We start from the raw sequence: 26,404 nt of genomic DNA on the forward strand, positions 1-26,404 counted from the left end.
GGATGGTATGTATTATTTATGGCCAGACCCACCAAACAATCCCCCGAGCGCGGCAACGCCCGCATCCGCCTGCTGGAAGCCGCCCGCGACGTGATCCGGGCCCAGGGCTACGCGGCCACCAGCGTCGACGACCTGTGCCGCGCCGCCGGGGTGACCAAGGGCGCGTTCTTCCATCACTTCGAGAACAAGGACGCCCTGGGCGTGGCCGTGGCCGAGTTCTGGCGGCAGACCACCACCGACTTCTTCAGTGCCGCGCCGTACCACGAGCCCGACGACGCCTTGGCGCGGGTGCTGGCTTACGTGGCGTTCCGCAGGGCGATCATCGTCGGCGAGCTGGCCGACTTCACCTGCCTGGTCGGAACCATGGCGCAGGAAACCTATGCCAGCGCGCCGGACATCCGCGAGGCCTGCGGCCGCAGCATCTTCGGCCACGCCGCCACGCTGGAGGCCGACATCGAGGCCGCCCGACGCGAGCGCGGCATCGTCGGCGATTGGACCGCGCAAAGCCTGGCGCGGCATACCCAGACGGTGATCCAAGGGGGCTTCGTGCTGGCCAAGGCCGGCAACGACCCGGCATTGGCGCGCGAAAGCCTGGACCACCTGGACCGCTACATCCGCCATCTGTTCCACATTGCCGAGGAAGCCAGCGCATGAGCGTCGATCAAACCCTGGCCTGCGCCTGCGGGCGCACGCAACTGCAAGTGCGTGGCGCGCCTATCCTGGTGTCCGAATGCCTATGCGACAGCTGCCGCGCGGCGGACCGGCGCCTGGCCGCGTTGCCCGGCGCGCAAAGCATTCTTACGGCCTACGGCGCGACGCCCAGCGCCGAGTACCGCAAGGACCGGGTCGAGGTGTTGTCCGGTGCCGGGCATCTGCGCGAATTCCGCCTGAAAGACGATGCCGGCACCCGCCGTGTCATCGCCGACTGCTGCAACACGCCGCTGTTCCTCGAACTCAAAGGCGCGCATTGGCTGAGCGTGTATCTGCATTTGTGGCCGCAAGCGGCGCGGCCGCGCCCCGCGTACCGGACGATGGCCGGCGACGTGGACGATCCCGCCACGGTGCCCGATGACATCCCCAACCTGAAAAGCCACAACCTGTCGTTCTTCGCCCGCCTGCTGGCCGCATGGGTGGCAATGGGCTTCCGCAATCCCACCGTAGCCGTAGCAGGGAAGGTCGATGCCTGAGGACAAGATCGAGATTCAGAACGTCAACACGCCGGGGCGCACCGAGCGGGTGGATCGGGCCAAGTACACGGCGATGCGCGAGGCGCTGCTGGCCGTGCTGCCGTCCAAGGCGCCTGGCATGACCGTGGCCGACGCCAAGGCCGCGTTGCTGCCGCGTTTGCCCGATGCGCTGTTCCCGCAGGGCAAGACGGCAGGCTGGTGGCTCAAGGCGGTGCAACTGGATCTGGAGGCCAAGGGCGTGATCGTGCGTGCGCCGGTCAAGCCGGTGCATCTGTACCGGTCGGGCAAAAGTTGATCCGGTTCGAGAGAGCTAGTGGCTGATCCTCCGACAGCGGTTGGCGTCTGCACGTCGCCATCGCGCCATCTGCATTGACCCGATGAAACCGACACCGTCATTCCGGCGAAAGCCGGAACCCATTTTGACCTTCGCTCCGATTAGAGTGGCTGCGCCCCTCAAGAGCAAAGCAAAATGGGTTCCGGCTTTCGCCGGAATGACGGGTTTCGTGGTTGATCGCTTAGGTAATTCGAGCTCTCGAGGGCTCAGCTGCGCCGCTCTCGCGGTCCCGCTCAGATCGACTGCATCCGCCCGCCGTCCACGGCCAGGCTTACACCGTTGACGTAAGCGGCGGCCGGCGAGGCTAAAAACGCGATCGCAGCCGCGATCTCGGCCGGTTCGGCGAAGCGGCCGGCCGGCACGTTCTTGCGCATGGCCTCCAGCACCGCGTCCTCCGACTGCCCGGAGGCGCGCGCGCGTTCGCCCACGATCTGGGCGATGCGGCCGGTGTGGGTGTAGCCGGGCAGCACGTTGTTGACGGTGATGCCTTCGGGCGCGAGTTCGCGCGACAGGGTCTTGGCCCAGCTGGCCACCGCGCCGCGGATGGTGTTGGACACGCCCAGGCCGACGATGGGCTCCTTCACCGAAGTGGAGATCACGTTGACGATGCGGCCCCAGCGCGCCGAACGCATGCCCGGCAGCACCGCGCCGACCAGGGTCTGGTTGGCGACCAGGTGGCGCTGGAATGCGTCCAGGTAAGCGGCGATCTGCGCGCTGTGCGCGGGGCCGCCCGGCGGACCGCCGGTATTGTTGACCAGGATCTGCACCGGCTTGCCGGCCGCGAGCGCTTCCACCTGCTGGCGCAGCGTGTCGGCCTGAGACACGTCGGCGGCGATCCAGCCGTGCTGTTGCGCGCCGCGCACGGACAGCTCGGCGGCCACCGCCTGCAGCGCATCGGCGCGCCGCGCCAGCACGGTCACGTCGCAGCCCAGCAGCGCCAGCTCGTGCGCGGCGGCGCGGCCGATGCCGTCGGAGGCGCCGCACACCAGGGCGTGCTTGCCGGTCAGGTCCAGGTCCATCGCGGAACTCCTAAAGTCGGGGGATCAGGCGTCGGGCAGGTAGCTACGTACCAGCGCGGCGACTTCGTGCGAACGGGCGTCGTCCAGCGCGTCCAGCCGTTGCGCCACCGCTTCGCGGTTGGCGACGGGGTGGTTCTGGTTGAACTTGAACTTCAGCGTCGCGCGCTCGACTTCGAAGCGGAAGCCGACGATGCCGCGCAACTGGCGCCGTTGCGCCTCGACCTCGGGCTCGAAACGCCAATCGCCGCCGACCGCAGCCTCGTGCCGGCGGCTGAGCTCGTCGACCAGCTGCGCCAGCGCGGCTTCGTCGTCGTAGGTATGAAGTTGGCCGTGCAGGTGGGCCACGGCATAGTTCCAGGTCGGCACCCGCGCCGCGGCTTCCTTGTCCGGGTACCAGCCCGGCGACACATAGGCATGCGGGCCGTGCACGATCGCCAGCGCCGCGCCGGCGTGGCCGGACTGAGGGTTGGGCCGGGCCCAATGGCCGCGCAGTTCGATGCGCTCGCCGTCGCGCGCGTACAGCACCGGCAAATGCGACACCATCGGCTCGCCTTCGCGCACGGTCACCAGGGTGACGAAGCTGTCGCGCGCAAGCAGGGCGTCGAGCGCGGCCAGGTCGTTTTCGGCGAAGGCGCGCGGCAGGTACATGGCGCTCAGTGCCGCGGCGGCAGCTTGCGCATCATCAGCTCGCGCAGGGCCTCGTCGTCGTCGGCGCGCGGCGGCTGCAGCTCGTCCACGGCGAAGCCGCGCTCCGCGGCGTCCTCGTCGTCCAGACCGTCCAGGGCCACGAATTCGGCGTCCATCAGCGCCGCGCGGGCGCTGTCCTCGCTGTCGTAGGCCAAGGTGTTGCCGTCGGCGTCGAAGACCTCGGCGGTGCCGGCGTCGCGCACGCGCAGGCGCGCCCAGATCACGGTGCGGCCCAGGGTGGCCAGCCACCACTCCTCGCGCAGGGTCTCGTTCATGGCGTCCTCGTTCACGGCAGCAGGGTCGACAGCGCCCACAGCGCCGCGGCGCCGACCAGGCCGGCGATGATGGTCAGCAGCGACAACCGCGCCGGACTGGCCAGGCCGTCCAGGTTGCGGTCGCCGGCGGCGAGGTAGCGGCGAGCCAGCAGCCAGCGCCAGGCGCCAGGGCTGGCGAACGCGCCCGCGCCCAGCTCGCGCTTGATCTCCGGGTGGCGGTCGCGGATGTGCACCAGCGCCAGCGGCCAGAAGATCACGAAGGCGCAGAAGCCGGCGATGGCCAGGGCGACGAACAGCAGGGCGAGGAACAGGATCACGATCTAAGCGTACTCAGAACTCGGCGCTGCCCGGCGCGCGCGGGTAGGGGATGGCGTCGCGGATGTTGCTCAGGCCGCAGACGTAGACCACCAGGCGCTCGAAGCCCAGGCCGAAGCCGGCGTGCGGCACGGTGCCGTAGCGGCGGAAGTCGCGGTACCAGCCGTAGTGCGACGGATCCAGGCCGAACTGGGCCATGCGCGCGTCGAGCATGTCCAGGCGCTCTTCGCGCTGGCTGCCGCCGATGATCTCGCCGATGCCCGGGGCCAGCACGTCCATGGCCGCGACGGTCTTGCCGTCGTCGTTGAGGCGCATGTAGAAAGCCTTGATGTGCTCGGGGTAGTTGGTCACCACCACCGGGCGGCCCACGTGTTCCTCGGTCAGCCAGCGCTCGTGCTCGGTCTGCAGATCCAGGCCCCATTCCACCGGGAACTCGAACTTCTTGCCGGCGTTCTGCAGCAGCTTGATCGCGTCGGTGTATTCGATGCGCTCGAACGGCGCGTTGACGAACGACTCCAGCCGGGTCACCGCGTCCTTCTGCACACGCTCGGCGATGAAGGCCATGTCGTCGGCGCGCTCGTTAAGCACCGCGCGGAACATGTACTTGAGGAATTCCTCGGCCACGCGCGCGTCCTCGGCCAGGTCGGCGAAGGCGATTTCCGGCTCGATCATCCAGAACTCGGCCAGGTGGCGCGTGGTGTTGCTGTTCTCGGCGCGGAAGGTCGGGCCGAAGGTGTAGACCTTGCTCAGCGCCAGGCAGTAGGCCTCGACGTTGAGCTGGCCGGACACGGTCAGGAAGGTTTCCTTGCCGAAGAAGTCGCGGCCGTAGTCGATCCCGCCCTGGCCGTCGCGCGGCAGGTTGGCCTGGTCCAGGGTGGACACGCGGAACATCTGGCCGGCGCCTTCGGCGTCGGAGGTGGTGATGATCGGCGTGCTGATCCAGTAGAACCCGTTTTCGTGGAAATAGCGGTGCGCGGCCTTGGCCAGGCAGTCGCGGATGCGGGTGACCGCGCCGAACAGGTTGGTGCGCGGACGCAGGTGGGCGAACTCGCGCAGGTACTCCAGCGAGTGCGGCTTGGGCTGCATGGGGTAGGTCAGCGGGTCTTCGACCCAGCCCACCACTTCCAGCGCGCTGGCCTGGATCTCGAAGCTCTGGCCCTGGCCCTGCGAGGCCACCAGGATGCCGGTGGCGATCACCGCGCAGCCGGTGGTCAGGTGCTTGATCTCGTTCTCGTAATTGGCCAGTTCGGTGGTGGCCACCACCTGGATCGGGGCGAAGCAGGAACCGTCGCTGACGTTGACGAAGCTCAGACCGGCCTTGGAATCGCGGCGGGTCCGCACCCAGCCGCGCACCGTGACTTCACCGCCCGCCGCGACCTTGCCTGCGAGTGCCTGTTCGACGCTGACCACCGTCATGGGATCCCTGCCTGATAGCGCTATACGAGTAGAACCGGGAATGATAGCGGATCGCCGAGGCCCGAAGCGGCGGCGCGCCGGCTAGACTCGGCGCCAATACCTACACAGCGGGGCAGGGCGAGACGATGGCGGCGATGGCGAAGTGGCTGGCGATCGGGGTGTTGTGCGGCAGCGCGGCCACCGCCGCGGCGGCGGCGCCCCAACCCGAACCCGGATCCGTGACCGGCGTCGCCACGGACACGGTGCTGGACGAAGCCCGCGCGACCCGCTTCGCCCGCCTGGCGCTGGACTGCGTGGGCCGCGAGTACCCGAACAAGATTTCCCAGCAACTGCGCGGCGATGGCGACGTGAAGCCGCCGCGGCAGCTGTACCCGGCCTTCTACGGCTGCTACGACTGGCATTCCTCGGTGCACGGCCACTGGCTGCTGGTGCGGCTGTTGCAATTGCACCCGCAGGCCGAGTTCGCCCCGGCCGCACGCGAGGCGCTGGCCGCCAACCTCACCGCCGAGCGCATCGCCGGCGAGCTGGCGGGGCTGCGCAGCGGCAGCGACGAGACTTTCGAGCGCCCTTACGGCCTGGCTTGGCTGCTGCAGTTGGGCGCGCAGCTGCGCGGCTGGGACGACCCGCAGGGCCGGCAATGGGCCGCGGCGCTGGAACCGCTGGAGCGCGAGGCCGCGGCGCGGCTGCTGCGCTGGCTGCCCAAACTGACCATGCCGATCCGTGCCGGCGAGCATTCGCAGACCGCCTTCGCCTTCGGCCTGGCCCTGGACTGGACCCAGCGCAGCGGCGACACCGCCCTGCGCGAGGCGCTGCTCGCGCGCAGCCGCGATTTCTACCTGCGCGACAGCAAATGCCCGCTGGCCTATGAGCCCTCGGGCCAGGATTTCCTCTCGCCCTGCCTGGCCGAGGCCGACCTGATGCGGCGGGTGCTGCCGCCGGTGGACTACGCGATCTGGCTGGCCACCTTCCTGCCGCAGGTCCCGCGCAAGGCCGACGCCAGCTGGCTGGCGCCAGGCGTGGTGCTGGACCCCAGCGACGGCAAGCTCGCCCACCTGGACGGCCTGAACCTGAGCCGCGCCTGGATGCTGCAGGGCATCGTCAAAGGCCTGCCGCCGCGCGACCCGCGCGTGCCGGCCTTGCGCGCGGCGGCCGACCGCCATGCGCAGGACGGCCTGAAGGCGGTCAGCGACGTGCATTACGCCGGCGCGCACTGGCTGGGCAGTTTCGCCACCTATCTGTTGGCGCCGCCCGCGCCTTGAAACGCTGTGTCGCGGGGCCATATCGGTGGGGCAGGGGCCGCGGCTGCGGTCCCTTGGTAGAATGAACGCCTAGCATCGAGAACCCCGCGCATGTCCGTCACCCTCGCTCCCGCCGCCTTCGAACGTGTCAGCCGTTACGTCGCCGAGACGCCCGGCGCGCTGGGCCTGCGCTTCGGCGTGACCCGCACCGGTTGCTCGGGCTGGCAGCACACCGCCGACTTGGCGCGCGAGCAGCGCGAGGGCGACACGGTGTTCGAGCAGGACGGCGTGCGCATCTACGTGGACCCGATCAGCCTGCCGCTGGTCGACGGCACCCAGATCGATTTCCTCAAGCAGGGCCTGGGCGAGCAGTTCGTGTTCCGCAATCCCAACGCCAGCGCGGAATGCGGCTGCGGCGAGAGCTTCACCACGGCCGCCGACGCGGCCTGATTTTCTCCGGCCCGATCTTTACAGCGCGACTTTCGGCCTAGGGCCGCGCCCGCACGCGCGGGCTAGACTCGGCCCCAGCTCACCTGGGGACCCGCGCATGTTCCGCAGTTTCGTACTCGCCACGGCCGCCGCGGCCGTGCTCGCCGCCGCGCCCGTGCGCGCCCAGGACGCCGACGCGCGCCTGAAAGCCTATTTCGAGGCCGAATGGGAACGCGGCCTGGTCGAAAGCCCCGAGGGCGCCAGCTACAACGGCGACAACCGTTTCAACGACCGCTGGACCGACCGCAGCCTGACCGCCATCGCCCAGCGCGAGGCCGCCGACCGCGACGCGCTGGCCCGGCTCAAGGCGATCGGCCGCGATGCGCTGTCGGCCGACAGCCGCCTGGATTACGACACCTACGCCTGGACCCTGGAACGCAACATCGAGCGGCAGAAGTTCCGCGAATACCTGCAGCCGGTGAGCCACCAGGGCGGGGTGCAGACCGCCGACGGCATCAGCGAGGTGCTGCCGTTCGCCAACGCCCGGGACTACCGCGACTGGCTGGCGCGCATGAACGCGGTGCCGGCCATGGTCGAGCAGACCACCGCGCTGATGCGCGAGGGCGTGGCGCGCAAGTCGATGCCGCCCCGGGTGCTGATGCAGCGCGTGCCGGCGCAGATCGCCGCGCAGATCGTCGACGACCCCACCCGCAGCCCGTACTACCGCCCGTTCCTGCGCTTCCCCGACAGCGTGAGCGCGGACGAGCGCGCGCAGCTGCAGGCGCAGGCCAGGCAGGCGGTGAGCGAGCGCATCGTGCCGGCGTACCGCCAGTTCGCCCACTACTTCAAGCACGACTACCTGCCGCATGCGCGCGCGGGCATCGCCGCCGCCGAACTGCCCGACGGCCGCGCCTACTACGACTTCCTGGCGCGCTACTACACCACCACCGGGCTCAGCGCCGACGAGATCCACGAGATCGGCCTGAAGGAAGTCGCGCGCATCCGCGCCAAGATGGAACAGGTCAAGTCCGAGGTGGGATTCAAGGGCACGCTGGCGGAGTTTTTCGCCTTCCTGCGCAGCGATCCGCGCTTTTTCCACAAGACGCCCGAGTCCCTGCTCACGGCCTACCGCGCCCTGTCCAAGCGCATCGATCCGGAGCTGGTGAAGGTGTTCCACACCCTTCCGCGCCAGCCCTACGGCGTGCGCCCGATCCCCGACAACATCGCCCCCGACACCACCACCGCCTATTACCAGCCGGGCGCGGTCGATGGCACGCGCGCGGGCTACTACTACGTGAACCTGTACAAGCCCGAGGTGCGGCCGACCTGGGAAATGATGGCGCTGTCGCTGCACGAGGCGGTGCCGGGCCACCACTTCCAGTTCGCGCGCGGACTGGAACTGCCGGAGCGGCCGATGTTCCGCCGCACCGCCTACTTCGTCGCCTACGGCGAGGGCTGGGGTCTGTACGCCGAGCAGTTGGGCTACGACATGGGCCTGTACGACGACCCCTACGACCGCTTCGGCCAGCTCACCTACGAGATGTGGCGCGCGGTGCGCCTGGTGGTGGACACCGGCATGCACGCCAAGGGCTGGAGCCGCGAGCGCGCGATCGCCTACTTCAAGGACAACGCGGCCAAGACCGACCAGGACATCGTCAACGAGATCGACCGCTATATCGGCACGCCGGGGCAGGCGCTGGCCTACAAGATCGGCCAGCTGAAGATCTCGGCGCTGCGGGCCAAGGCGCAGGCGGCGCTGGGCGAACGCTTCGACCTGCGCGCGTTCAACGACGAGGTGCTGGCGACGGGCTCGGTGCCGCTGGAGGCCCTGGAGGCGCGGATCGACGGGTGGATCGAGGCGGAGCGGGGGAAGCGGCGGTAAGGCGCGCCGCTTCAGTAACAACAGCAACAGCAAATCCCCCTGGCCCCCCTTTTTCAAAGGGGGGGAACCGCATATGTCGCTCTTGCTGGTCTTCCCACTTTGACAAAGGGGGATTGAGGGGGATTTGCTTTACCGCCCCATCAGCCGATCAACTTGCCCAGCATCCGCAAGCCGCCCGTCCACACCCCGATGGCCGTGCCCAGGCTGGTCAGGAAGAAGTTCAGCAACACCCGCGCCACCCGGTTGCGCCACCAGCCACGCACGCTCTGCACGTCGTCGCGCAGGGCCATGAAGTCGGCATAGGTGGGCTTGCGCACCCAGGCCTCGGTCAGCGCGCTCAGCGTGCCCGAGGCCAGCGCCGGGTGCAGTGGAGTGATCGGCGAGGCCACGAACGCGACCAGGATGCTCAAGGGGTGGCCGCCGGCCACCGCGCAACCGATCGCGCCGAGCACGCCGGTGGCCAGCACCCACTGCAGCAGCAGGTCCGAGCCCACGTCGATGCCGCCGCGCCAGAAGCCCCAGGCGAAACCGCCGAGCACGAACACCGACAGGATCAGGGTGAACCAGGGGAAGTCGCTCTTCTTCGGCAGCGACTCCAGTTCCTCGCGCACCGTCTCGGGCGCGCGGGTTTCCTCGCGCAGGTGCTGGGCCAGGCCCTGCAGGTGGCCGGCGCCGACCACGGCCAGCACCTCGCGCGCATCGCCGTGCGATTCGCGCAGGCGCGCGGCCATGTAGCGGTCGCGCTCGGAGATCACGCTTTCGTACAGTTCCGGACTCTCGCTGGCGAACTCGCCGAAGCTCGATTCCAGCACGTCGCCCTGCTTGAGCTTTTCGATCTCGTCCTCGCCCACTTCCTCGTCGGCGATCAGCGCCGCGATCAGGCCGCTGCCGAGCTTGGCCCGGCCCCACCAGCCCAGCTTGCTGGAGGCGCGCTTGAAGGTCAGGCCCACCTCGCGGTCGATCAGGTGCACCGGCAATTCGCGCTGGCGCGCTTCCAGCACCGCGCGCTTGAGCTCGGCGCCGGGTTCGATGCCCAGTTGCTCGGCCAGGCGGCGCTGGTAGGCGGCCAGGGCCAGGTTGGCGGCGAACAGCGCGGTCTTGCCGGTGCGCAGCACCTGGATCAGGTCCAGCCGCGCCAGCGCGTCCGGGTCGGTCAGGGCTTGCAGCCGCTGCGGGTCCAGCTCCACCGCCACCGCGTCGTAGGCGCCGCTGCCGATGGCGTCGCGCACCGCATCCACGCTGGCCTGGGAGACGTGCGCGGTGCCCAACAGGGTGTAGCGCACACCGTCGCGTTCGACGATGGCATGGGGCTGGCCGTGCAGGCCGTCTTGGACAGGGGCATTCATGCGTAGGGCGGGCGCCTTCGGGGGCTGGGCACGGAAAGGCCCGCAGGATAGAGGCTGGGCCCGGCGCCGGCAAACCGGCGTCCGGGCTTCAGTGCCCGCCCTTGAACGGCGCGCGGTACCAGGCGATCAGGCCCAGGGCGAGCAGGACCGCGCCGATCCAGCGCAGCGTGCGCGGCCAGGAGGGCGCGGCTTGCAGCAAGTCCAGCTGGCGCACGAACAGGGTTTCGCAGGCGCCGTTGCCGCCGTCGTCGCGGTTGGTCGAGGTGCCGCGGACGAAGTTCATGCCGTGGTTGTGGCGGTACACGGCCAGTTGGCCGCGCAGGCGCACCTGGTCGCCCACGCGCAGGCTGCGGATGCGTTCGGCGATCAGCGGGTCGTTGGTCAGCAGGTGATTGTTGGACACCGCACGGGTGTGCTGCGGTCCCACCGGCGCGCCGCCGCCCCATTGGAAGTTGCAGGTCCACTGGCCGTTCCAGAACTTCATGTGCCGGTAGACGCCGTCGGCGGTGTTGGCGCCCCAGGCCAGGCACAGGTCGGCGACGTTGAGGTGGTCGTTATTGCGGGCGTGGAACTTATCCCACCAGGTGTCGGAGTCGTGGCGGCTCACGATCAGGCCGGCGATGTCGTATTCGGCCACCGGCTCGATCCGGTATTCCACTTCGCCCGCGCGCACCGAAAACGGAGCCATCGAACTGGGATGCTGGCCGGGCTCGGTGTTCACCACCGGCAGCAACTGCGCCGGCTCCGGTTCCAGATTGCGCTTGAACCAGCCCACGGCCAGCAGCAACAGGCCGACGGTCAGCAGCGCCCGGGCGGGCGTGATCATGACGCGGAACCGCGCGCCGCGGCGCGCGGAGTTAGACGTAGCGGCAAGGCGGTTCCCCTGGTTGCGGTCGGCGGCTAGCGGCGCGCCCCGCAACCAGAGTAGGAACAGCGATGGGTCCCGCGCAACGGGTCAGGCGTAGCCGTAGGGAAGGTTGGGGCTGGATACCACGCGTACGCCCACGGTCTCGCCGCGCAGGAATCGCAGCGCGCTGGCGATCACCGCGCCGTCGTCGGCCACGCGGTTGTGGCCCAGGCCCTGGGTGCTGAGCAGGCGCGCGCCCGGCCAGTAGCGCGCGTAGCGCTCGCCTTCGGACCAGGGCACTTCGCGATCGCCGACGTCGTGCACGATCAGCGCGGGGTGGCCGATGCGCGGCACGTTATGGTGCGCCTGCTGGGCGTCGAAGCTGATGCCGATGCGCGACTCGAAATAGGCGAACATGCGCCGCATCAGGTCCTCGCCGACCCAGAGGAAGCGCGCGAAGCGGCCCACCGCGGCCGCCGGATCGGCCGGCGGCGCGATCAACACCGCGCGTTCGGCCTGCAGCCCGCGCGCCAATGCCAGCATCGCCGCGGCGCCGCCCAGCGAATGGCCGATCACCGCCGCGGCCGGGCCGTAATGCGCGCCGACGGCGTGCAGGTGGCGGGTGAAGTCGGGCAGGGTCGCCAGGCGGCCGCCGCTGCGGCCGTGGGCGAGCTGATCGAAGGCGACCACCGCGTAACCGGCCTCGCGCAGCGCCGGCAGCCACTTGGCCACGCGCGTGCCGTGGCTGGACCAGCCGTGGGCGAACAGCACGTAGGGCTGGGCGTGCGGATCGCCCCAGACATAGGTGGCGATGGCGTGTCCGTCGATCTGCAGCGACTCCTCGCGCGCGCCGCAGGTGGGCGCGTCCAGCGCGCGGCGGCGGCTGGACGCGAACGGTGTGCAGAACAGTTCGGCGGCACGGCGCATGGTCGCATCGGGCGCCAGCCAGGCGCCGACGGCGAAGCCCAGGCGCAGGCCGTAGAGACGCGTTACGTTACGAACGGTCGTGCTAATTTTGCTCGTCAGCATGGACATGGCGGTACCTCTTCGGGCAGGCCTAGGACGGAGGGGAGGTCAGGCGGTGGGGGTGGCGGCGTAGGAGCCGATCAGGCGCTCGAACGCCCGGCGGCCGCGCGCGGCGGCGGTGTCGAAGCCGTACAGGCCGGCGTCGTGGTGCACGACCAGGGCGATGCCGTAGATCTCGAACGCCAGTTGCTCGGTATCGGTGTCGGCGCCGAGCTCGCCGGTGTCGATGGCCAGTTGCGCGGCGCGGCCGAGTTCGCGGTGCCAGCGCTGTTGCTGGCCGAACACGTTGTCGCGCAGGGCGCCGGGGCGGTCGTCGTACTCGTGCACGGCGGCCAGCAATACGCAGCCGCCGTCGGTGTGGCGCGACCAGTCGAACCAGGCCTCGACGATGGCGCGCAGGCGCGCCAGGCCGCGCGGGCGCTTCAACGCGGGCAGCAGCACGTAGGCGACGAAGCGCTGGCTGGCGGTGTCCAGCACGGCCAGCTGCAGGTCCTCGCGCGAGCCGAAGTGGGCGAACACGCCGCTCTTGGACATGCCCACCGCCGCCGCCAGCGGCCCGATCGACAGGCCTTCCAGGCCGGCCGAGCAGGCGATGCTGTAGGCCTGTTCCAGGATGGCGTCGCGGGTGGCGGCGCCCTTATGGGTGGCGGTCAGAGCGTTCATGGATGTAAAAATAGCACGTCCGTTCGTTTTAATGGCACCGTTCGTCGGCCGGAGGGCGGCAAGGATCGCTGGCAGGAGGCGCGAGGGTCCGAAGCCTGCCCGTGGTCCGAGCGGCAGGTTTGCGGTCGGCCGGACGCGCGGGCCCGCCGATAGCGGGTCCGCGCCTGGCTAGGGCACTGTCCGCTCGCTGTTTCGTCGATCAGCGGATGTGCTCGCGATTCCGGCCCACGTGCTTGCAACGATGCGGCCCGCGCGGCGCCAATCACTGCGGCCGTTCGCGAGCCGGCGGCGGCGCCCACACGATGCGTCGCGAGCTGCGCGGCGGCACTTCGCTCGACGGCCACGAAATTCCGTGGCTTGGCGATGCATTCGTCATGCTGTTTCGTTTTCCATGGCACACAAGAAATGCGGCATCAGATGTATCGCGGCTGACCGATCGCATGCGCGCCGTTTCTCGCTCCCCTTTGTCGCTACTGCATGACTTACCTTTTTCGCCTGGTCGCGGCGCCAGCGTTCCGATTCCGGTCTTCGCTCGCTGCGTCGCTCAACGCCCACTACAGGTCTACGCATGCAGCAGCCATCGCTCGTATCCGGACGCAAGTACATCGTTTTCCGCGCATTGGCCGCATTGTTGGCGCTGGCTTCGCCTTTGGCGTCCGCGGCGGCGGGCGCAATCGAACCGCACACGCTTCGGCCCGACGGCAGCGCGATCCGATGGCGCCTGGATGTGCCGGATGCGCGGGAAGGGCGCGTCGGATTGATCGTGGCGATGCAGGGGTCCGGATGCGAGCCCGCGTCCGAAGGTGCGGCTATCGAGGCCGTGCGTGCGGCGTTCTCCGGCCTGGCCGTCGTGACCGTGGACAAGTACGGCGTGGAGCCCCGCCCGGCGGTCAAGACCGAGGAATGCTCCGCGGCGTTTTATCGGCACCACACGCTCTCGCAACGCGTCGCCGACTACCGCCAGGTCGTCGACAGCCTGCGCGGAGCGCCCTGGTGGAATGGCGACCTGCTCCTGCTCGGCGGTTCAGAGGGCGGCGCGATCGCTGCCCAGCTCGCAGGGCCTTTGCGCGCGCAAACCGCGATCATCATTTCCACCGGCGGTGGCGCGCGTTTCGGGGACATGTTCCGCAGCTTGCTAGTGGACCAAATGAATCAACTGGACATGCCGGCCGCGCAACGTCCGGACATCGACGCCGCCTTCGACCATGCGAGACAGAATCCGGACAGCACGCAGGTCTGGATGAGTGCCAGCTTCAAATTCTGGGCCGATGCGCTGAGCGGGATTGCGCCCGTGGAGTCCATGCTGAAGGCCGACACCCAGTTCCTGCTTATCCAGGGCGGACGCGACGCAGCCCCCATCGTGCAGGCGGCGCGCGCCGCGTCGGATGCCTATGCCAAGGCCGGGCGCTGCGAACTGACCTACTGGGAGTTTCCCGGCCTGGACCACGCGATGAAGGACGGCGCAGGCGGGGACCGTATGCCCGAGGTCCTGACGGAGGCGCATCGGTGGTGGTTGGCCAAGCGCGCCGTGGGCGGCGGTGCCGCCGTTTGTGGAGCACACGCGGCGCAGACGAGCGGCGGCGCGTCGTCCGATGCGGGGCGTGCGCCGGTCGATTGAAGCCGCTTCGCTGCGGCCGCGCTACTTCAAGCCGGGTACGTTCTCATCCGGCTCGCCGACGTTGGCCTCGCCCAGCGGTCGCAGCATCTGCACCGTGTCCAGCCAGCGTCCATGCTTGCGGCCCAGGCCCGGGAACACGCCGGCCGTCTTGAAGCCCAGCCGCTCGTGCAGGCCCACCGAGGCGGCGTTGCTGCCGTCGCCGATCACCGCGACCATCTGCCTGAAACCCAGCGCCTCGCAGTCGGCGATCAGGCGCAGCATCAGCGCGCGGCCGACGCCGCGGCCCTGGCAATCCGGCCGCACGTAGACCGAATTCTCCACCGTCCAGCGGTAGCCGATACGGGTGCGGTAGGCGCTGGCGTAGGCATAGCCGGCGAAGCGCCAGGCGCCGTCGCGCTCGCATTCGGCGACCAGGTAGGGATAGCCGGCCTCGACCAGGGCGCGCCAGCGCCGCCGCATTTCGGCCAGGTCGGGCGCCTCGTATTCGTAGGTCGCCAGGCCCTCGCGCACCTCGAGCGCATACAGGGCGGCGATCGCCTCCAGGTCGGAGTCGGCCGCCGCGCGCAGGCGCGGCGCGGGCGCGGCGGCGCTCAATCGCGGTAGCGCTTGAGCAGGTCGGCGTAGGCGTCGATGCGGCGGTCGCGCAGGAACGGCCAGATCCGCCGCACGTGCTCGCTGCGCTGCATGTCGACCTCGGCCATCAGGATCTGCGGCGCGTCGGTGCCGGCCTGGGCCAGGAACTCGCCCTGCGGGCCCAGCACGTGGCTGGTGCCCCAGAAGTCGATGCCGGCCGCATCCAGCGGCGACTGCTCGTGGCCCACGCGGTTGCAGCTGAGCACCGGCACGCCGTTGGCCACGGCGTGGCCGCGGTGGCTGAGCACCCAGGCGTCGCGCTGGCGGTCCTTCTCGGCCTGCTCGTCGGTCGGATCCCAACCGATCGCGGTCGGGTAGAGCAGCAATTCGGCGCCGGCCAGTGCCATCAGCCGCGCGCCTTCCGGGTACCACTGGTCCCAGCACACCAGCACGCCCAGGCGGCCGACCGAGGTCTGGATCGGCTCGAAGCCCAGGTCGCCCGGAGTGAAGTAGAACTTCTCGTAGAAGCCCGGGTCGTCGGGGATGTGCATCTTGCGGTACTTGCCGGCGATGCGGCCGTCGGTCTCGTAGACCACGGCGGTGTTGTGGTACAGGCCGGCGGCGCGCTTCTCGAACAGCGAACTCACCAGCACCACGCCGTGCTGCTTGGCCAGCGCGCCCAGGCGCTCGGTGCTGGGGCCCGGGATGGGTTCGGCCAGATCGAACTCGTGCACCGATTCGTGCTGGCAGAAGTAGGGGCCGTTGTGCAGCTCCTGCAGCAGCACCAGCTTGGCGCCGCGCTGGGCGGCCTCGCCCACACGGTCCTCGATGTTGGCCAGGTTGGCCTCGCGCGAGCCGTGGTCTCGGTCCTGGATCAGGGCGACGGGGAGGGTGGTCTTCTTCATGCTCGGAAAATCCGGACGCGGGATGACGACTATTGTAGGGCTTGCCCGAAGAGGCGCGGCCGCGGCTCGTACGCGACGCATCCCGTTGGGACGCCGCTACCTCGTTCGTTATCGGTGCTTCGCAACGGGCATCGCTGTGGGGTAGGAGCGGCGTGAGCCGCGACCTGCGTCGCGGCCGAAGGGTCGCGGTCGCGGCTTGCGCCGCTCCTACTTCGAAGCCGCGCTTACGCCACCACGCCCCGCGGCAGCTGCATGGTGATGCAGTGCAGGCTGCCGTTCTGCCAGATCAGCGGGCGGCAGGGCACGGCGACGATCTCGCGATCGGGGAAGGCCTGGGCCAGCACGGCCTGGGCTTCGGCGTCGCGGGCGTCGCCGTAGGCCGGCATCAGCACGGCTCCGTCGATGATGAGGAAGTTGGCGTAACTGGCTGCCAGCCTTCGGTTTTCATCGATGATGGGCTGCGCCCACGGCAACGGGAACAGGCGGTAGGGCTTGCCGTCGCGGGTGCGCAGCGCGGCCAGTTCGGCGGCCATGGCCTGCAACTCGGCGTAGTGCGAATCGGCCGGGTCGTCGCAGCCCTGGTAGACGATGGCATCGGGCGCGGCGAAGCGGGCCAGGGTGTCGATGTGGGCGTCGGTGTCGTCGCCCTCCAGGTAACCGTGGTCCAGCCACAGCACCCGGTCCTGGCGCAGCCAGTCCGACAGTTGCGCGGTGATCTGTTCGCGGCTGGCGTCCGGATGGCGCTCGTGCAGGCAGCGCCAGGTGCTCAACAGGGTGCCCGCGCCGTCGGTTTCGATAGCGCCGCCTTCCAAGGCAAAATCAATGCTTTGGCGATCACTGTTCAAGAAGATTCCCTGATCGTGCAGGCGCTCGACCAGCAAGTCGTCCTGGCTGGCGTCGAACTTGCCGCCCCAGCCGGTGAAGCGGAAGTCCAGCAGGCGGAACCCGTCGCCCTCGCGCAGGGTGATCGGGCCGGAATCGCGCAGCCAGGTGTCGTCGTAGGGCGCTTCGACGAAGCGCACCCGGCCCATGTCGATGCGCGCCGAGGACAGGCGCGCGCGGGCGTAGGCCTGCACGTCGTCGTCGGCCACGCAGACGATCGCCGGCTGGAAGCGGGTGATGGCCGCGACCAGGGCGATGTAGGTCTCCTCGACCTCGCCCAGGCGGTCGGCCCAGTCGGTGTCGGCGTTGGGCCAGGCGATCAGGACCGCGGACTGGGGTTCCCACTCCGCGGGGAAGCGCAATGCGTGCTCGCTCAAAACAGCTATGTCCGGTACGGGGCGTCAGCGCACGGGCGGCTTGGGCCCGATCTCTTCGGCGTCGGCCTTGTTGGCGACCACGTCGACCACCTTGTTCTTCTCGAAGTACACGGTGAACGCCGGGTAGACCCAACGGTTGATGGTGGGCCACTGGCGCTTCTGGCCGCCGCGCGGGTCCAGGCGTTCGGCCGGGGCGCCGTAGCGGGACTCGACCTGGGCCATGGTCTGGCCGCGGGCGGGCATGGCCGCCTTGTTCTCTTCGGACACGCGCTCGATCAGCAGGGTGTCGGCGGAGGCGGCGGTGGACAGGAGCAGCAGGGCGGTGGCGAATGCGGCGGCGCGGACGGACATGGGTGCAACCTCGCTGGATGACGCGAGATTGTACGCACAAGGGCCGAGCGCACGGCAGCACGCGGCCGTCACGTTTTCGCGATCCGGACGCGCCCGGGCAGGGCGCGCCGCGCAACGCAGAAAGGCCGCCTTGCGGCGGCCTTCCAGGCGAACGGTCGCGGCGCTTTTAAGGCGCCAGGACAGCGTCTATTAGCGCTGACGCGCTTTGAAACGCGGGTTCGACTTGCAGATCACGAAGACCTTGCCACGGCGGCGAACGACTTTGCAGTCGCGGTGACGGGCCTTCGCCGACTTCAGGGAGGACAGGACCTTCATGACAGACCTCGGCAACAGGATTGGAATAAACAGCCCGCGATCATAGCGGGTATTTCCCACTGCGATCAAGTGCTTGCACGAAAATAATTCGCGCCCCCGTCGAAAAGGGGGCGCGGCGGGCGCCGGACGCGGGTCCGCGGCGGCGTCCTTGCATAATAGCCGACATGAACAGCCCCCACGACAGCAGCACCCCCGTACTCACCATCGACGGCCCCTCCGGCTCCGGCAAGGGCACCATCAGCCGCCTGGTCTCGCAGGCCCTGGGCTGGCACTACCTGGACTCCGGCGCCCTGTACCGCGCGGTCGGCGTGGCCGCCGGCTGGGCCGACCTGGACCTGGCCGACCCGGCCGCCCTGGTCCGCTGCGCCTTCGACACCCGCATCGGCTTCCGCGACGACGAGCGCGGCGAGCTGCGGGTGCTGGTCAACGACCTGGACGCCACCGACGAGCTGCGCACCGAGACCGCCGGCGCGGCCGCCTCGGCCATCGCCGCCATCCCCGAGGTCCGGGCCGCGCTCAAGGACCGCCAGCGCGCCTTCCGCCAGCCGCCCGGCCTGGTCGCCGACGGCCGCGACATGGGCACGGTCATCTTCCCCGACGCTGCCTACAAGGTGTTCCTGACCGCCAGTGCCGAGGAAAGGGCCGAAAGGCGCTATAAGCAGTTGAAAGACAAAGGGGTTTCCGTTACTTTAGACGGTCTGCTGCGGGAGATCCTCGCCCGCGACGCCCGCGACGCACAGCGCGCGGTGGCTCCTTTGCGCCCGGCGCCCGACGCCGTGCACATCGACACCACCGGCCTGGGCATCGCCCAGGTGGTCGAACGCGTGTTGGCCTTGTTGCCGCCGCGCTGACGTTCGCGCAAACGCGGACCGAACGCAGCAGAAGAGCTCCCGCCGCAATCCCGCGGCGGGTTTCACAACGACACATGGCGCAGTTCCTTATGGGAACGGTGCGGTAGCGCCACACAACGGGTGGGTCGACCACGCGCTGCTTGCGTCGCCATGTCGGCGACGATGCCAGCCGGTGCGGCCCGTGTGTTCAACCGAGTAATCAACTAATGACCGAATCATTTGCCGAGCTGTTCGAACAGAGCCAGCAGTACCTGGCCAAGCTGAAGCCGGGCGCCATCGTCACCGGTACCGTCGTGGAAGTCCGCGGCGACGTGGTGGTGATCAACGCCGGCCTGAAGTCCGAAGGCATCGTGCCGATCGAACAGTTCCGTAACGACGCCGGCGAGATCGACGTTGCCGAAGGCGACGAGGTCAAGGTCGCCCTCGACTCCATCGAGAACGGCTTTGGCGAAACCGTGCTGTCGCGCGAGAAGGCCAAGCGCGCCATGGTGTGGGACGAGCTCGAAGCGGCGCTCGAAAAGAACGAAACCATCACCGGCCGCATCAGCGGCAAGGTCAAGGGTGGTTTCACCGTCGACATCAAGGATGTCCGCGGCTTCCTGCCCGGTTCGCTGGTGGACGTGCGCCCGGTGCGCGACTCCGCCTACCTGGAAGGCAAGGAACTCGAGTTCAAGCTCATCAAGCTGGACCGCAAGCGCAATAACATCGTCGTCTCCCGCCGTGCGGTGGTCGAGAGCGAGTACAGCGTCGAGCGCGAGCAGCTGATGGAGAAGCTGCAGGAAGGCGCGATCCTCAAGGGTGTGGTCAAGAACCTCACCGACTACGGCGCGTTCGTGGACCTGGGCGGCATCGACGGCCTGCTGCACATCACCGACATGGCGTGGAAGCGCGTGCGTCACCCGTCGGAAGTTGTGGAAGTGGGTCAGGAGCTGGACGTCCGCGTGCTCAAGTACGACCGCGAGCGCAACCGCGTCAGCCTGGGCCTGAAGCAGCTGGGCGAGGATCCGTGGGACAACATCGCCCGCCGCTACCCGGCCGACACCCGCGTGTTCGGCAAGGTCAGCAACGTCACCGACTACGGCGCGTTCGTCGAGATCGAGCCGGGCGTCGAAGGCCTGGTGCACGTCTCCGAAATGGACTGGACCAACAAGAACGTCAACCCGTCCAAGATCGTGCAGGTCGGCGACGAAGTTCAGGTCATGGTGCTGGACGTCGATGAAGAGCGTCGCCGTATCTCGCTGGGCATGAAGCAGGTCACCTCGAACCCGTGGGAGACCTTCGCGGCCATCCACAAGAAGGGCGACAAGGTCGAAGGCCAGATCAAGTCGATCACCGACTTCGGCATCTTCATCGGCCTGGACGGCGGCATCGACGGCCTGGTGCACCTGTCGGACATCAGCTGGAACACCACCGGCGAAGACGTGGTCCGCAACTACAAGAAGGGCGACACCCTGGAAGCCGTCGTCCTGGCGGTGGATCCGGAGCGCGAGCGCATCAGCCTGGGCGTGAAGCAGCTGGAGCAGGACCCGATGGGTCAGTACGTCGCTTCCAACGCCAAGGGCTCGATCGTCAAGGGCGTGGTGAAGGAAGTGGACGCCAAGGGCGCCACGATCGAACTCGCCGACGGCATCGAAGGCTACGTCGCCGCGCGCGACATCGCCAAGGAGCGCGTCGAGGACGCTTCGCAGTACCTCAAGGTCGGCCAGGAAGTCGAAGCCAAGATCGTCGGTACGGACCGCAAGGGCCGCACCATGCAGCTGTCGATCAAGGCCAAGGACGAAGCCGAGCAGGCCGAGGCGCTGGCGGACTACAACCGTCAGTCCTCCGAGGCCTCCAGCGGCACCACCAAGCTGGGCGCGCTGCTGCGCGAGCAGCTGAGCGGCAAGTCCGAGTAAGCGCTTCACGCGCCGGTCCGGTCCGCCGGGCCGGCGCTAGCGGCAAAGCAGTACCGCGGAGGCGGCCCGGCGTACCGGGTCGCCTTCGGTTTGTAGCACCGTCGCGGCGCCGGCCTCCGGTTCCGTCCCGACACCTTCGTTAGAGCATCGCGCCGCGCCCATGACCAAGTCCGAACTCATCGAGATCCTTTCGCAGCGTCAGGCCCACCTGAAGGGCGACGACGTGGATCTGGCGGTGAAGGCCTTGCTGGAAATGATGGGTGGCGCCTTGTCGGTGGGCGAACGCATCGAGATCCGCGGCTTCGGCAGCTTCTCCCTGCATTTCCGTCCGCCGCGCCTGGGCCGCAATCCCAAGACCGGCGAGTCGGTCGCGCTGCCCGGCAAGCACGTGCCGCACTTCAAGCCCGGCAAGGAACTGCGCGAGCGCGTCAGCGCGGTCACGCCCTTGGACGAGGAAGGCTAGGAAGCGGGAGTTAGGAGATAGAGGAGGGCGCTGCGCCGCTCCGCTGTCGTTCCTTGGCTCCGATGTCCTGCGACGCCCCTGGCGTCTTCCAGCTCTCTTGCATCGACCGGCCCGGAAAGCTCGCGCCTTGCCCAGCTTCCCATTCCTGGCGACTGCCCGCTTTTCTCTACTTCCTAACTCCTCTGCGCTACTTTCTAGCCTTAAGCTAGTAAGCATCGCGGACGTTGGACTCCAGCCACCATGCGCCTGATCCGTTTCCTGATCGCCTTGCTCTGCCTCGCGGCCGGCGCCGTCGTCGGCGCGCTGAACCGGCAGATCGTGCCCATCGACCTGGGCTTCGGCACTTTCCCCACCACCCTGGGCGTGGCCCTGCTGGTCGCCTTGCTGCTGGGCGTGCTCGCCGGCGGCCTGGCGATCACCGCCAGCCTGGTGCTGCCGCTGCGCCGGCGCCTGGCGCGTGCCGAACGCGTCGCCGCCGCGCCGCCGCGCGAGGTCTGAGGCATGGAATTCATCAGCGAGTGGTTCTGGTTTTTCCTGTTGCTGCCCATCGCCGCGGTCAGCGGCTGGGTGATCGGCCGGCGCGGCGGCGAACGCCATAGCGACAACCAGGTCAGCCACCTGTCCACCACGTATTTCCGTGGCCTGAACTACCTGCTCAACGAGCAGCCGGACAAGGCCATCGAGTTGTTCCTGCACATCGCCGAACTGGACAAGGACACCTTCGAGACCCAGGTCGCGCTGGGCCATCTGTTCCGCCGCCGCGGCGAGGTCGATCGTGCGATCCGTTTGCACCAGGCGCTGGTGCAGCGCCCCGGCCTGAGCGATCAGCAGAAGGTGCAGGCGCTGCTGGCGCTGGGCGAGGACTACATGCGCTCGGGCCTGCTCGACCGCGCCGAGACGGTGTTCAGCGACCTGGTCGCGCTGGACATGGCGCCGCTGGCGCTGCGTCACTTGATCGGCATCTACCAGTCCGAACGCGACTGGGACAAGGCGATCGAAAACGCCAGCCGCTACGAGGCCGCCACCGGCGAGCCCATGGGCAAGCTGATCGCGCAGTTCGAATGCGAGCTGGCCGACCGCCACCGCGCCGCGGGCGAGGTCGAGGCCGCGCGCGCGGCGGTGCGCCGCGCCTACGAGGCCGATGCCAATTCGGTGCGTGCGGGCATGCTGGAGGGCCGCATCGAGGTCGAGGCCGGCAACGACGCCGCCGCGATCCGCGCCTTCGAGCGCGTGGCCCGCGCCGATCCCGACTACCTGCCGGAAGTGCTGCCCTCGCTGCTGAGCTGCTACGAGCGCGACGGCGACCCGACCGGCGGGCGCGCGTTCCTGGCCGAGATGTGCGAGCACTACCGCGGCATCGCTCCGGTGCTGGCGCTGACCCGCATGGTCGAAGCCGAAGACGGCGTGCCGGCCGCGCGCGCCTACCTCGCGCGTCAGCTCAAGGACCGGCCGTCGGTGCGCGGCGAGGCCGCGCTGATCGACCTGACCCTGGCCGAAGGCGCCGACCCGCAGGCGACGCTGCACGACCTCAAGCACATCACCGACCAGTTGCTGGTGCGCAATCCGAGCTACCGCTGCAACCGCTGCGGCTTCGGCGCGCGCAGCCACCACTGGCAATGCCCGAGCTGCAAGGAATGGGGAACGGTCAAGCCGCTGCTGAATTACGCGGTGGTGTGAGCGCATGGGCAGTTGGCTGGCGATCCACCTGCTGATCGGCGCGGTCGGCACCTGGCTGGCGCGGCGCTATGCGCTGCGCCAGGCCCTGTTCGACCAGCCCGGCGAGCGACGCGCGCATACCGTGGCCACCCCGCGCGGCGGCGGCATCGCCATCGTCCTGGCCCTGCTGGTGGCCGTACTGACCCTGGCCGTGCGCCTGCCGGCGCAGGCACCGCTGCTGGCCGCCTTCGGCCTGGGCCTGGTGCTGGTGGCCGGGGTCGGCCTGATCGACGACCACCGGCCGCTGCCGGCCTCGCTGCGGCTGGCCGTGCATGCGGTGGCCGCGGCGGTGTTCGGCTACGCGGTCTGGCACGTGCTGGGGCAGCCCTGGCTGGCCCTGGCCGCGTTCGCCGCGGCGCTGGTGCTGACCAATGTCTGGAACTTCATGGACGGCATCAACGGTCTGGCCGCGAGCCAGGCCGCGGTGGCCGCGCTGGCCCTGGGCTGGCTGGCCGGCGCTCCGGGCTGGTGGCTGGGCCTGGCCCTGGCCGCGGCCTGCCTGGGCTTCCTGCCGTTCAACTACCCGCGCGCCCGGATCTTCATGGGCGACGTGGGCAGCGGCGCCCTGGGCTATGCCCTGGCCGGCCTGGCGGTGCTCGCCGCCGCCCAACTCGGCCCTGGCCGATCAGCGGTCGTCCTGATGCCGCTGTCGGCGTTCCTCGTCGACGCGGGCTTGACACTGGCCCGCCGCATGCTGCGTCGGGAGCGGTGGTGGACGGCACACGATCAGCACGCTTATCAGGGATGGGCCCGCAGGGTGGGGCACACCAAAGTCACACTGATCTATGCCATCCATTCCTGCTTGGCTGTGCTGGCGCTCCCAGTCCTGCTGCAAACGAGAATGGCTTTCATGTTGTATATGGTTTTGGCGTGGTATACCTCCGCCGCTTTTTTGTGGTGGTGGCTACAACGCGCGCCGGCTCCTGGCCGGCGCTAGTTTTCTCCCGGCAGGTATAGGGGCATGGAATGAGCTCTTGGCGCGATCGTATGAAAGGTGCACTGCCGCGGTTCGCGGTAGTCGCGCACGATCTCGCAATGGTGTGGTTGGTCTGGCAAGCGCTGCATCGCCTGCGTTTCAGCATGGCCGCCCCCGCGACCCTGCCGCTGTGGTCGGCCGAGATCGCGCTGGTCATGGCTGCCCAGGGCCTGGTGTTCTGGCAGGTCGGCCTGTACCGCGGCCTGTGGCGTTTCGCCGGCGTGCCCGACCTTTGGAACATCTTCAAGGCCTGCGTGCTGGGCTTGTTCGCGATCGTCCTGGGCCTGTTCCTGTACAACCGCGTCGATGCCGTGCCGCGCACGGTGCTGGTGCTGTACCCGCTGGTGCTGATGGGCATGCTGGGCGCGCCGCGCCTGCTGTACCGCGCCTGGAAGGACAGCCGCATCGAACGCGCCAGCACCGCCTCGGTGCGCATCCTGATTTTGGGCGCCGGCCGCGCCGGCGAAGCGCTGGTGCGCGACCTGCGCCGCTTCGGCACCTACGAGCCCGTGGGTTTCCTCGACGACGCGGTGCGCCTGCGCGGCAGCAAGGTGCAGGGCGTGCCGGTGCTGGGCCGGGTGCCCGAGGTCGCCGAGATCGCGCGCGAAACCGCGGCCAAGCTGCTGGTGATCGCGATGCCCTCGGCCGACGCCAACGCGCTGCAGCGCGTGGTCCTGGCCTGCGAGCGCACCGGCCTGCCGTTCCGCATGGTGCCGCGCCTGCAGGACGTGCTCGAAGGCCGTTCGCTGCCCGGCGAATTGAAGGAAGTCGCGATCGAGGACCTGCTCGGCCGCAAGCCGGTGCTGCCCGATTGGAAGGCCATCCGCGGCTGGCTGGGCGCGCGTTCGGTGCTGGTCACCGGCGCCGGCGGCTCGATCGGCTCGGAGCTGTGCCGCCAGTGCGCGCGCCACGGCGCCCGCCGCATCGCCCTGATCGAAATCGACGAGCTCGCGCTGACCCAGACCGAGGCCGCGCTGCGCCGCGACTTCCCCGATCTGGAATACATCCCGGTGCTGGGCGACTGCGGCGACCCCGCGGTGATCGCCTACGCCTTGGGGCTGTCCGAGCCCGACGCGGTCTTCCATGCCGCCGCCTACAAGCAGGTGCCGCTGCTGGAAGCGCAGCTGCGCGAGGCCGTGCGCAACAACGTGCTGGCCACGGCCACGGTCGCGCGCGCCTGCCGCGAGGCCGGCGTGGGCACCTTCGTGCTGATCTCCACCGACAAGGCGGTGGACCCGGTCAATGTGCTGGGCGCGACCAAGCGCCTGGCCGAAATGACCTGCCAGTCGCTGGCCGACCAGCGCTCCACCCGTTTCGTCACCGTGCGCTTCGGCAACGTGCTCGATTCGGCCGGCAGCGTGGTGCCGCTGTTCCGCGAGCAGATCCGCAGCGGCGGCCCGGTCACGGTCACCGATCCGGAAGTGACCCGCTTCTTCATGACCATTCCCGAAGCCTGCCAGCTGATCCTGCAGGCCTCGGCGATCGGCACCCACGAGGCGATCTACACCCTGGACATGGGCGAGCCGGTGCCGATCCGGCTGCTGGCCGAGCAGATGATCCGCCTGGCCGGCAAGCAGCCCGGCCGCGACATCGCGATCATCTACACCGGCCTGCGCCCGGGCGAGAAGCTGCACGAGACGCTGTTCCACGCCGACGAGCGCTACCGCCCGACCCAGCATCCCAAGATCCTGCAGGCCGAGCCGCGCGACGTCTCGGCGCACGCGATCGAATCGGCGATCGCGCAGCTGCGCGAGGCCAGCGCCCGCTACGACCGCGACGCGCTGGGCCAGCTGCTGCGCATGGCCGTGCCCGAGTTCGCCCCGGTGGGCGAACATCCTGATTACATCGAGTCGGCTACCGTTGTGGCCTTTCCCGCTCGTAACGCCAGGAAGGTTTGATGGCACGTATCCGTAAAGCCGTGTTCCCGGTCGCAGGGCTGGGCACCCGGTTCCTGCCCGCGACCAAGACCGTTCCCAAGGAAATGCTGCCGATCGTGGATCGGCCGCTGATCCAGTACGCCGTGGACGAGGCCATCGAGGCCGGCTGCGACACCCTGATCTTCGTCACCAACCGCTACAAGCACGCGGTGGCCGACTATTTCGACAAGGCCTACGAGCTGGAACAGAAGCTCGAGCGCAGCGGCAAGACCGAGCAACTGGAGCTGGTGCGCAACGTGCTGCCCGAGGGCGTGCGCGCCGTGTTCGTGACCCAGGCCGAAGCGCTGGGCCTGGGCCATGCGGTGCTGTGCGCCAAGGCCGTGGTCGGCGACGAGCCGTTCGCGGTGGTGCTGCCGGACGACCTGATCTGGAACCGCGGCCCCGGCGCGCTCAAGCAGATGGCCGACGCCGCCGCGGCATCGGGCAGCAGCGTGATCGCGGTGCAGGACGTGCCGCGCGAGCAGACCGGCAGTTACGGCATCGTCGCCACCGACGGCTTCGCCGCGCGCCAGGGCCGGATCCGCGCCATCGTCGAAAAGCCCAAGCCCGAGGTCGCGCCCAGCACCCTGGCCGTGGTCGGCCGCTACGTGCTCAATCCGCGCATCTTCGACCTGCTGGAAAGCACCACGCCCGGCGCCGGCGGCGAGATCCAGCTGACCGATGCGATCGCCTCGCTGCTGGCCGAAGAAGCCGTCAATGCCTACCGCTTCCAGGGCACGCGCTTCGACTGCGGCACCCATCTGGGCCTGATCGAGGCCACGATCCGCTTCGCCCTGGACCACGAGGTGCTCAGCGATTCGGCGCGCCAGCTGATGCAGAACGCGCTGGCCGAATTGGGCGTGGCCGATCTGGAGTGAGGGCAGGGCGCGCCGCGCCCGCCT

At 69.2% G+C, this 26,404-nt stretch carries 30 protein-coding genes; 15 read left to right on the top strand and 15 right to left on the bottom strand.

Features of this window, described 5'->3' with window-relative positions; all coding sequences use genetic code 11:
- The first annotated feature begins 18 nt into the window (after positions 1 to 18).
- Genes DX914_RS04690 through DX914_RS04700 form a run of 3 tightly spaced genes read left to right on the top strand, consistent with a single transcriptional unit; the run spans position 19 to position 1,482 of the window.
- Complete coding sequence (locus DX914_RS04690; RefSeq protein ID WP_115857876.1) at positions 19 to 654, top strand: TetR/AcrR family transcriptional regulator; 636 nt, start codon at positions 19 to 21, stop codon at positions 652 to 654.
- On the top strand, positions 651 to 1,187 hold the full coding sequence (locus DX914_RS04695; protein ID WP_115857877.1) for a GFA family protein: 537 nt from the start codon (positions 651 to 653) through the stop codon (positions 1,185 to 1,187). The genes DX914_RS04690 and DX914_RS04695 overlap by 4 nt, the downstream gene beginning before the upstream one ends.
- Entirely contained in the window at positions 1,180 to 1,482 is a 303-nt protein-coding gene (locus DX914_RS04700) for a DUF6958 family protein (protein WP_115857878.1), read from the top strand. Before DX914_RS04695 ends, DX914_RS04700 begins: the two co-directional genes overlap by 8 nt.
- 272 nt (positions 1,483 to 1,754) lie before the next feature.
- On the opposite strand, the gene DX914_RS04705 is transcribed toward DX914_RS04700, so the two are convergent.
- The 6 genes from DX914_RS04705 to DX914_RS20685 all read right to left on the bottom strand — a co-directional run bounded on the left by DX914_RS04705 (position 1,755) and on the right by DX914_RS20685 (position 5,468).
- Positions 1,755 to 2,540, bottom strand: coding sequence for an SDR family oxidoreductase (locus DX914_RS04705; protein WP_115857879.1), 786 nt, complete (start codon positions 2,538 to 2,540; stop codon positions 1,755 to 1,757).
- Between the two features lie 24 nt (positions 2,541 to 2,564).
- On the bottom strand, positions 2,565 to 3,188 hold the full coding sequence (locus DX914_RS04710) for an FMN-binding negative transcriptional regulator (protein WP_115857880.1): 624 nt from the start codon (positions 3,186 to 3,188) through the stop codon (positions 2,565 to 2,567).
- Between the two features lie 5 nt (positions 3,189 to 3,193).
- A complete protein-coding gene (locus tag DX914_RS04715) occupies positions 3,194 to 3,502 on the bottom strand; it encodes a hypothetical protein (RefSeq protein ID WP_115857881.1) in 309 nt (102 codons plus the stop codon).
- A gap of 11 nt (positions 3,503 to 3,513) precedes the next feature.
- Positions 3,514 to 3,819 (bottom strand): hypothetical protein, encoded by a 306-nt coding sequence (locus DX914_RS04720; RefSeq protein ID WP_115857882.1) that lies wholly within the window; start codon positions 3,817 to 3,819, stop codon positions 3,514 to 3,516.
- Between the two features lie 13 nt (positions 3,820 to 3,832).
- The gene (gene asnS / locus DX914_RS04725) at positions 3,833 to 5,233 is read right to left on the bottom strand and encodes an asparagine--tRNA ligase (protein WP_115857883.1); all 1,401 of its coding nucleotides are present in this window, start codon (positions 5,231 to 5,233) and stop codon (positions 3,833 to 3,835) included.
- A gap of 100 nt (positions 5,234 to 5,333) precedes the next feature.
- Positions 5,334 to 5,468 carry a hypothetical protein gene (locus DX914_RS20685; RefSeq protein WP_269204237.1) on the bottom strand — a complete coding sequence of 45 codons (135 nt, stop codon included), beginning with the start codon at positions 5,466 to 5,468 and terminating at the stop codon, positions 5,334 to 5,336.
- On the opposite strand from DX914_RS20685, the gene DX914_RS04730 reads away from it, so the two are divergent.
- From DX914_RS04730 to DX914_RS04740, 3 genes are all read left to right on the top strand, one after another.
- Positions 5,452 to 6,492: a DUF2891 domain-containing protein gene (locus tag DX914_RS04730; protein ID WP_196778820.1), complete on the top strand. Its 1,041-nt coding sequence runs from the start codon at positions 5,452 to 5,454 to the stop codon at positions 6,490 to 6,492. The genes DX914_RS20685 and DX914_RS04730 overlap by 17 nt on opposite strands.
- Before the next feature lie 90 nt (positions 6,493 to 6,582).
- Positions 6,583 to 6,921: a HesB/IscA family protein gene (locus DX914_RS04735; protein WP_115857884.1), complete on the top strand. Its 339-nt coding sequence runs from the start codon at positions 6,583 to 6,585 to the stop codon at positions 6,919 to 6,921.
- A gap of 97 nt (positions 6,922 to 7,018) precedes the next feature.
- Positions 7,019 to 8,782, top strand: a complete 1,764-nt coding sequence (locus DX914_RS04740; protein WP_115857885.1) for a DUF885 domain-containing protein — start codon at positions 7,019 to 7,021, stop codon at positions 8,780 to 8,782.
- Positions 8,783 to 8,922: 140 nt separating this feature from the next.
- On the opposite strand, the gene DX914_RS04745 is transcribed toward DX914_RS04740, so the two are convergent.
- The 4 genes from DX914_RS04745 to DX914_RS04760 all read right to left on the bottom strand — a co-directional run bounded on the left by DX914_RS04745 (position 8,923) and on the right by DX914_RS04760 (position 12,664).
- Positions 8,923 to 10,128, bottom strand: coding sequence for a TraB/GumN family protein (locus DX914_RS04745; protein WP_115857886.1), 1,206 nt, complete (start codon positions 10,126 to 10,128; stop codon positions 8,923 to 8,925).
- Positions 10,129 to 10,216: 88 nt separating this feature from the next.
- Positions 10,217 to 10,954 carry a hypothetical protein gene (locus tag DX914_RS04750; RefSeq protein ID WP_115857887.1) on the bottom strand — a complete coding sequence of 246 codons (738 nt, stop codon included), beginning with the start codon at positions 10,952 to 10,954 and terminating at the stop codon, positions 10,217 to 10,219.
- Positions 10,955 to 11,083: 129 nt separating this feature from the next.
- A complete protein-coding gene (locus DX914_RS04755) occupies positions 11,084 to 12,010 on the bottom strand; it encodes an alpha/beta hydrolase (protein WP_231118139.1) in 927 nt (308 codons plus the stop codon).
- Positions 12,011 to 12,049: 39 nt separating this feature from the next.
- Positions 12,050 to 12,664: a TetR/AcrR family transcriptional regulator gene (locus DX914_RS04760; protein ID WP_115857888.1), complete on the bottom strand. Its 615-nt coding sequence runs from the start codon at positions 12,662 to 12,664 to the stop codon at positions 12,050 to 12,052.
- A gap of 568 nt (positions 12,665 to 13,232) precedes the next feature.
- Between DX914_RS04760 and DX914_RS04765 the strand changes: the two genes are divergently transcribed.
- Positions 13,233 to 14,282 (top strand): hypothetical protein, encoded by a 1,050-nt coding sequence (locus DX914_RS04765; RefSeq protein ID WP_196778821.1) that lies wholly within the window; start codon positions 13,233 to 13,235, stop codon positions 14,280 to 14,282.
- A gap of 21 nt (positions 14,283 to 14,303) precedes the next feature.
- Here DX914_RS04765 and DX914_RS04770 read toward each other — a convergent pair whose 3' ends face one another.
- The 5 genes from DX914_RS04770 to ykgO form a co-directional block, all read right to left on the bottom strand.
- Positions 14,304 to 14,876 carry a GNAT family N-acetyltransferase gene (locus DX914_RS04770; RefSeq protein WP_231118141.1) on the bottom strand — a complete coding sequence of 191 codons (573 nt, stop codon included), beginning with the start codon at positions 14,874 to 14,876 and terminating at the stop codon, positions 14,304 to 14,306.
- Positions 14,873 to 15,760, bottom strand: a complete 888-nt coding sequence (locus DX914_RS04775) for a carbon-nitrogen hydrolase (protein WP_115857889.1) — start codon at positions 15,758 to 15,760, stop codon at positions 14,873 to 14,875. The genes DX914_RS04770 and DX914_RS04775 overlap by 4 nt, the downstream gene beginning before the upstream one ends.
- A gap of 224 nt (positions 15,761 to 15,984) precedes the next feature.
- The gene (locus tag DX914_RS04780) at positions 15,985 to 17,019 is read right to left on the bottom strand and encodes an agmatine deiminase family protein (RefSeq protein ID WP_115857890.1); all 1,035 of its coding nucleotides are present in this window, start codon (positions 17,017 to 17,019) and stop codon (positions 15,985 to 15,987) included.
- Positions 17,020 to 17,043: 24 nt separating this feature from the next.
- Positions 17,044 to 17,370, bottom strand: coding sequence for a hypothetical protein (locus tag DX914_RS04785; RefSeq protein WP_115857891.1), 327 nt, complete (start codon positions 17,368 to 17,370; stop codon positions 17,044 to 17,046).
- 189 nt (positions 17,371 to 17,559) lie between these two features.
- On the bottom strand, positions 17,560 to 17,685 hold the full coding sequence (gene ykgO, locus DX914_RS04790; RefSeq protein ID WP_010342887.1) for a type B 50S ribosomal protein L36: 126 nt from the start codon (positions 17,683 to 17,685) through the stop codon (positions 17,560 to 17,562).
- Between the two features lie 164 nt (positions 17,686 to 17,849).
- Between ykgO and cmk the strand changes: the two genes are divergently transcribed.
- From cmk to galU, 8 genes are all read left to right on the top strand, one after another.
- Positions 17,850 to 18,536, top strand: a complete 687-nt coding sequence (gene cmk / locus DX914_RS04795; protein ID WP_115857892.1) for a (d)CMP kinase — start codon at positions 17,850 to 17,852, stop codon at positions 18,534 to 18,536.
- A gap of 206 nt (positions 18,537 to 18,742) precedes the next feature.
- Positions 18,743 to 20,431, top strand: a complete 1,689-nt coding sequence (gene rpsA, locus DX914_RS04800) for a 30S ribosomal protein S1 (RefSeq protein ID WP_115857893.1) — start codon at positions 18,743 to 18,745, stop codon at positions 20,429 to 20,431.
- 160 nt (positions 20,432 to 20,591) lie between these two features.
- Positions 20,592 to 20,894 (top strand): integration host factor subunit beta, encoded by a 303-nt coding sequence (locus tag DX914_RS04805; protein ID WP_115857894.1) that lies wholly within the window; start codon positions 20,592 to 20,594, stop codon positions 20,892 to 20,894.
- 240 nt (positions 20,895 to 21,134) lie between these two features.
- Positions 21,135 to 21,392 (top strand): lipopolysaccharide assembly protein LapA domain-containing protein, encoded by a 258-nt coding sequence (locus tag DX914_RS04810; RefSeq protein WP_115857895.1) that lies wholly within the window; start codon positions 21,135 to 21,137, stop codon positions 21,390 to 21,392.
- A gap of 3 nt (positions 21,393 to 21,395) precedes the next feature.
- Complete coding sequence (gene lapB / locus DX914_RS04815) at positions 21,396 to 22,571, top strand: lipopolysaccharide assembly protein LapB (protein ID WP_115857896.1); 1,176 nt, start codon at positions 21,396 to 21,398, stop codon at positions 22,569 to 22,571.
- 4 nt (positions 22,572 to 22,575) lie between these two features.
- On the top strand, positions 22,576 to 23,547 hold the full coding sequence (locus DX914_RS04820; protein ID WP_115857897.1) for an MraY family glycosyltransferase: 972 nt from the start codon (positions 22,576 to 22,578) through the stop codon (positions 23,545 to 23,547).
- Positions 23,548 to 23,576: 29 nt separating this feature from the next.
- Positions 23,577 to 25,484 carry a polysaccharide biosynthesis protein gene (locus DX914_RS04825; protein ID WP_115857898.1) on the top strand — a complete coding sequence of 636 codons (1,908 nt, stop codon included), beginning with the start codon at positions 23,577 to 23,579 and terminating at the stop codon, positions 25,482 to 25,484.
- A complete protein-coding gene (galU, locus tag DX914_RS04830; RefSeq protein ID WP_115857899.1) occupies positions 25,481 to 26,380 on the top strand; it encodes a UTP--glucose-1-phosphate uridylyltransferase GalU in 900 nt (299 codons plus the stop codon). Before DX914_RS04825 ends, galU begins: the two co-directional genes overlap by 4 nt.
- The last annotated feature ends 24 nt before the right edge of the window (positions 26,381 to 26,404 follow it).

Origin of the sequence: Lysobacter silvisoli (assembly GCF_003382365.1) — a bacterium.
Lineage (GTDB): Bacteria > Pseudomonadota > Gammaproteobacteria > Xanthomonadales > Xanthomonadaceae > Lysobacter > Lysobacter silvisoli.

Bases quoted from the DNA above. Each gene is read 5' to 3' on its own strand.
- DX914_RS04690 (WP_115857876.1), top strand. From the start codon at position 19: ATGGCCAGACCCACCAAACAATCCCCCGAGCGCGGCAACGCCCGCATC.
- DX914_RS04695 (WP_115857877.1), top strand. From the start codon at position 651: ATGAGCGTCGATCAAACCCTGGCCTGCGCCTGCGGGCGCACGCAACTG.
- DX914_RS04700 (WP_115857878.1), top strand. From the start codon at position 1,180: ATGCCTGAGGACAAGATCGAGATTCAGAACGTCAACACGCCGGGGCGC.
- DX914_RS04705 (WP_115857879.1), bottom strand. From the start codon at position 2,540: ATGGACCTGGACCTGACCGGCAAGCACGCCCTGGTGTGCGGCGCCTCC.
- DX914_RS04710 (WP_115857880.1), bottom strand. From the start codon at position 3,188: ATGTACCTGCCGCGCGCCTTCGCCGAAAACGACCTGGCCGCGCTCGAC.
- DX914_RS04715 (WP_115857881.1), bottom strand. From the start codon at position 3,502: ATGAACGAGACCCTGCGCGAGGAGTGGTGGCTGGCCACCCTGGGCCGC.
- asnS (WP_115857883.1), bottom strand. From the start codon at position 5,233: ATGACGGTGGTCAGCGTCGAACAGGCACTCGCAGGCAAGGTCGCGGCG.
- DX914_RS04735 (WP_115857884.1), top strand. From the start codon at position 6,583: ATGTCCGTCACCCTCGCTCCCGCCGCCTTCGAACGTGTCAGCCGTTAC.
- DX914_RS04740 (WP_115857885.1), top strand. From the start codon at position 7,019: ATGTTCCGCAGTTTCGTACTCGCCACGGCCGCCGCGGCCGTGCTCGCC.
- DX914_RS04745 (WP_115857886.1), bottom strand. From the start codon at position 10,128: ATGAATGCCCCTGTCCAAGACGGCCTGCACGGCCAGCCCCATGCCATC.
- DX914_RS04750 (WP_115857887.1), bottom strand. From the start codon at position 10,954: ATGATCACGCCCGCCCGGGCGCTGCTGACCGTCGGCCTGTTGCTGCTG.
- DX914_RS04755 (WP_231118139.1), bottom strand. From the start codon at position 12,010: ATGTCCATGCTGACGAGCAAAATTAGCACGACCGTTCGTAACGTAACG.
- DX914_RS04760 (WP_115857888.1), bottom strand. From the start codon at position 12,664: ATGAACGCTCTGACCGCCACCCATAAGGGCGCCGCCACCCGCGACGCC.
- DX914_RS04765 (WP_196778821.1), top strand. From the start codon at position 13,233: ATGCAGCAGCCATCGCTCGTATCCGGACGCAAGTACATCGTTTTCCGC.
- DX914_RS04775 (WP_115857889.1), bottom strand. From the start codon at position 15,760: ATGAAGAAGACCACCCTCCCCGTCGCCCTGATCCAGGACCGAGACCAC.
- DX914_RS04785 (WP_115857891.1), bottom strand. From the start codon at position 17,370: ATGTCCGTCCGCGCCGCCGCATTCGCCACCGCCCTGCTGCTCCTGTCC.
- ykgO (WP_010342887.1), bottom strand. From the start codon at position 17,685: ATGAAGGTCCTGTCCTCCCTGAAGTCGGCGAAGGCCCGTCACCGCGAC.
- cmk (WP_115857892.1), top strand. From the start codon at position 17,850: ATGAACAGCCCCCACGACAGCAGCACCCCCGTACTCACCATCGACGGC.
- rpsA (WP_115857893.1), top strand. From the start codon at position 18,743: ATGACCGAATCATTTGCCGAGCTGTTCGAACAGAGCCAGCAGTACCTG.
- DX914_RS04805 (WP_115857894.1), top strand. From the start codon at position 20,592: ATGACCAAGTCCGAACTCATCGAGATCCTTTCGCAGCGTCAGGCCCAC.
- DX914_RS04810 (WP_115857895.1), top strand. From the start codon at position 21,135: ATGCGCCTGATCCGTTTCCTGATCGCCTTGCTCTGCCTCGCGGCCGGC.
- lapB (WP_115857896.1), top strand. From the start codon at position 21,396: ATGGAATTCATCAGCGAGTGGTTCTGGTTTTTCCTGTTGCTGCCCATC.
- DX914_RS04820 (WP_115857897.1), top strand. From the start codon at position 22,576: ATGGGCAGTTGGCTGGCGATCCACCTGCTGATCGGCGCGGTCGGCACC.
- DX914_RS04825 (WP_115857898.1), top strand. From the start codon at position 23,577: ATGAGCTCTTGGCGCGATCGTATGAAAGGTGCACTGCCGCGGTTCGCG.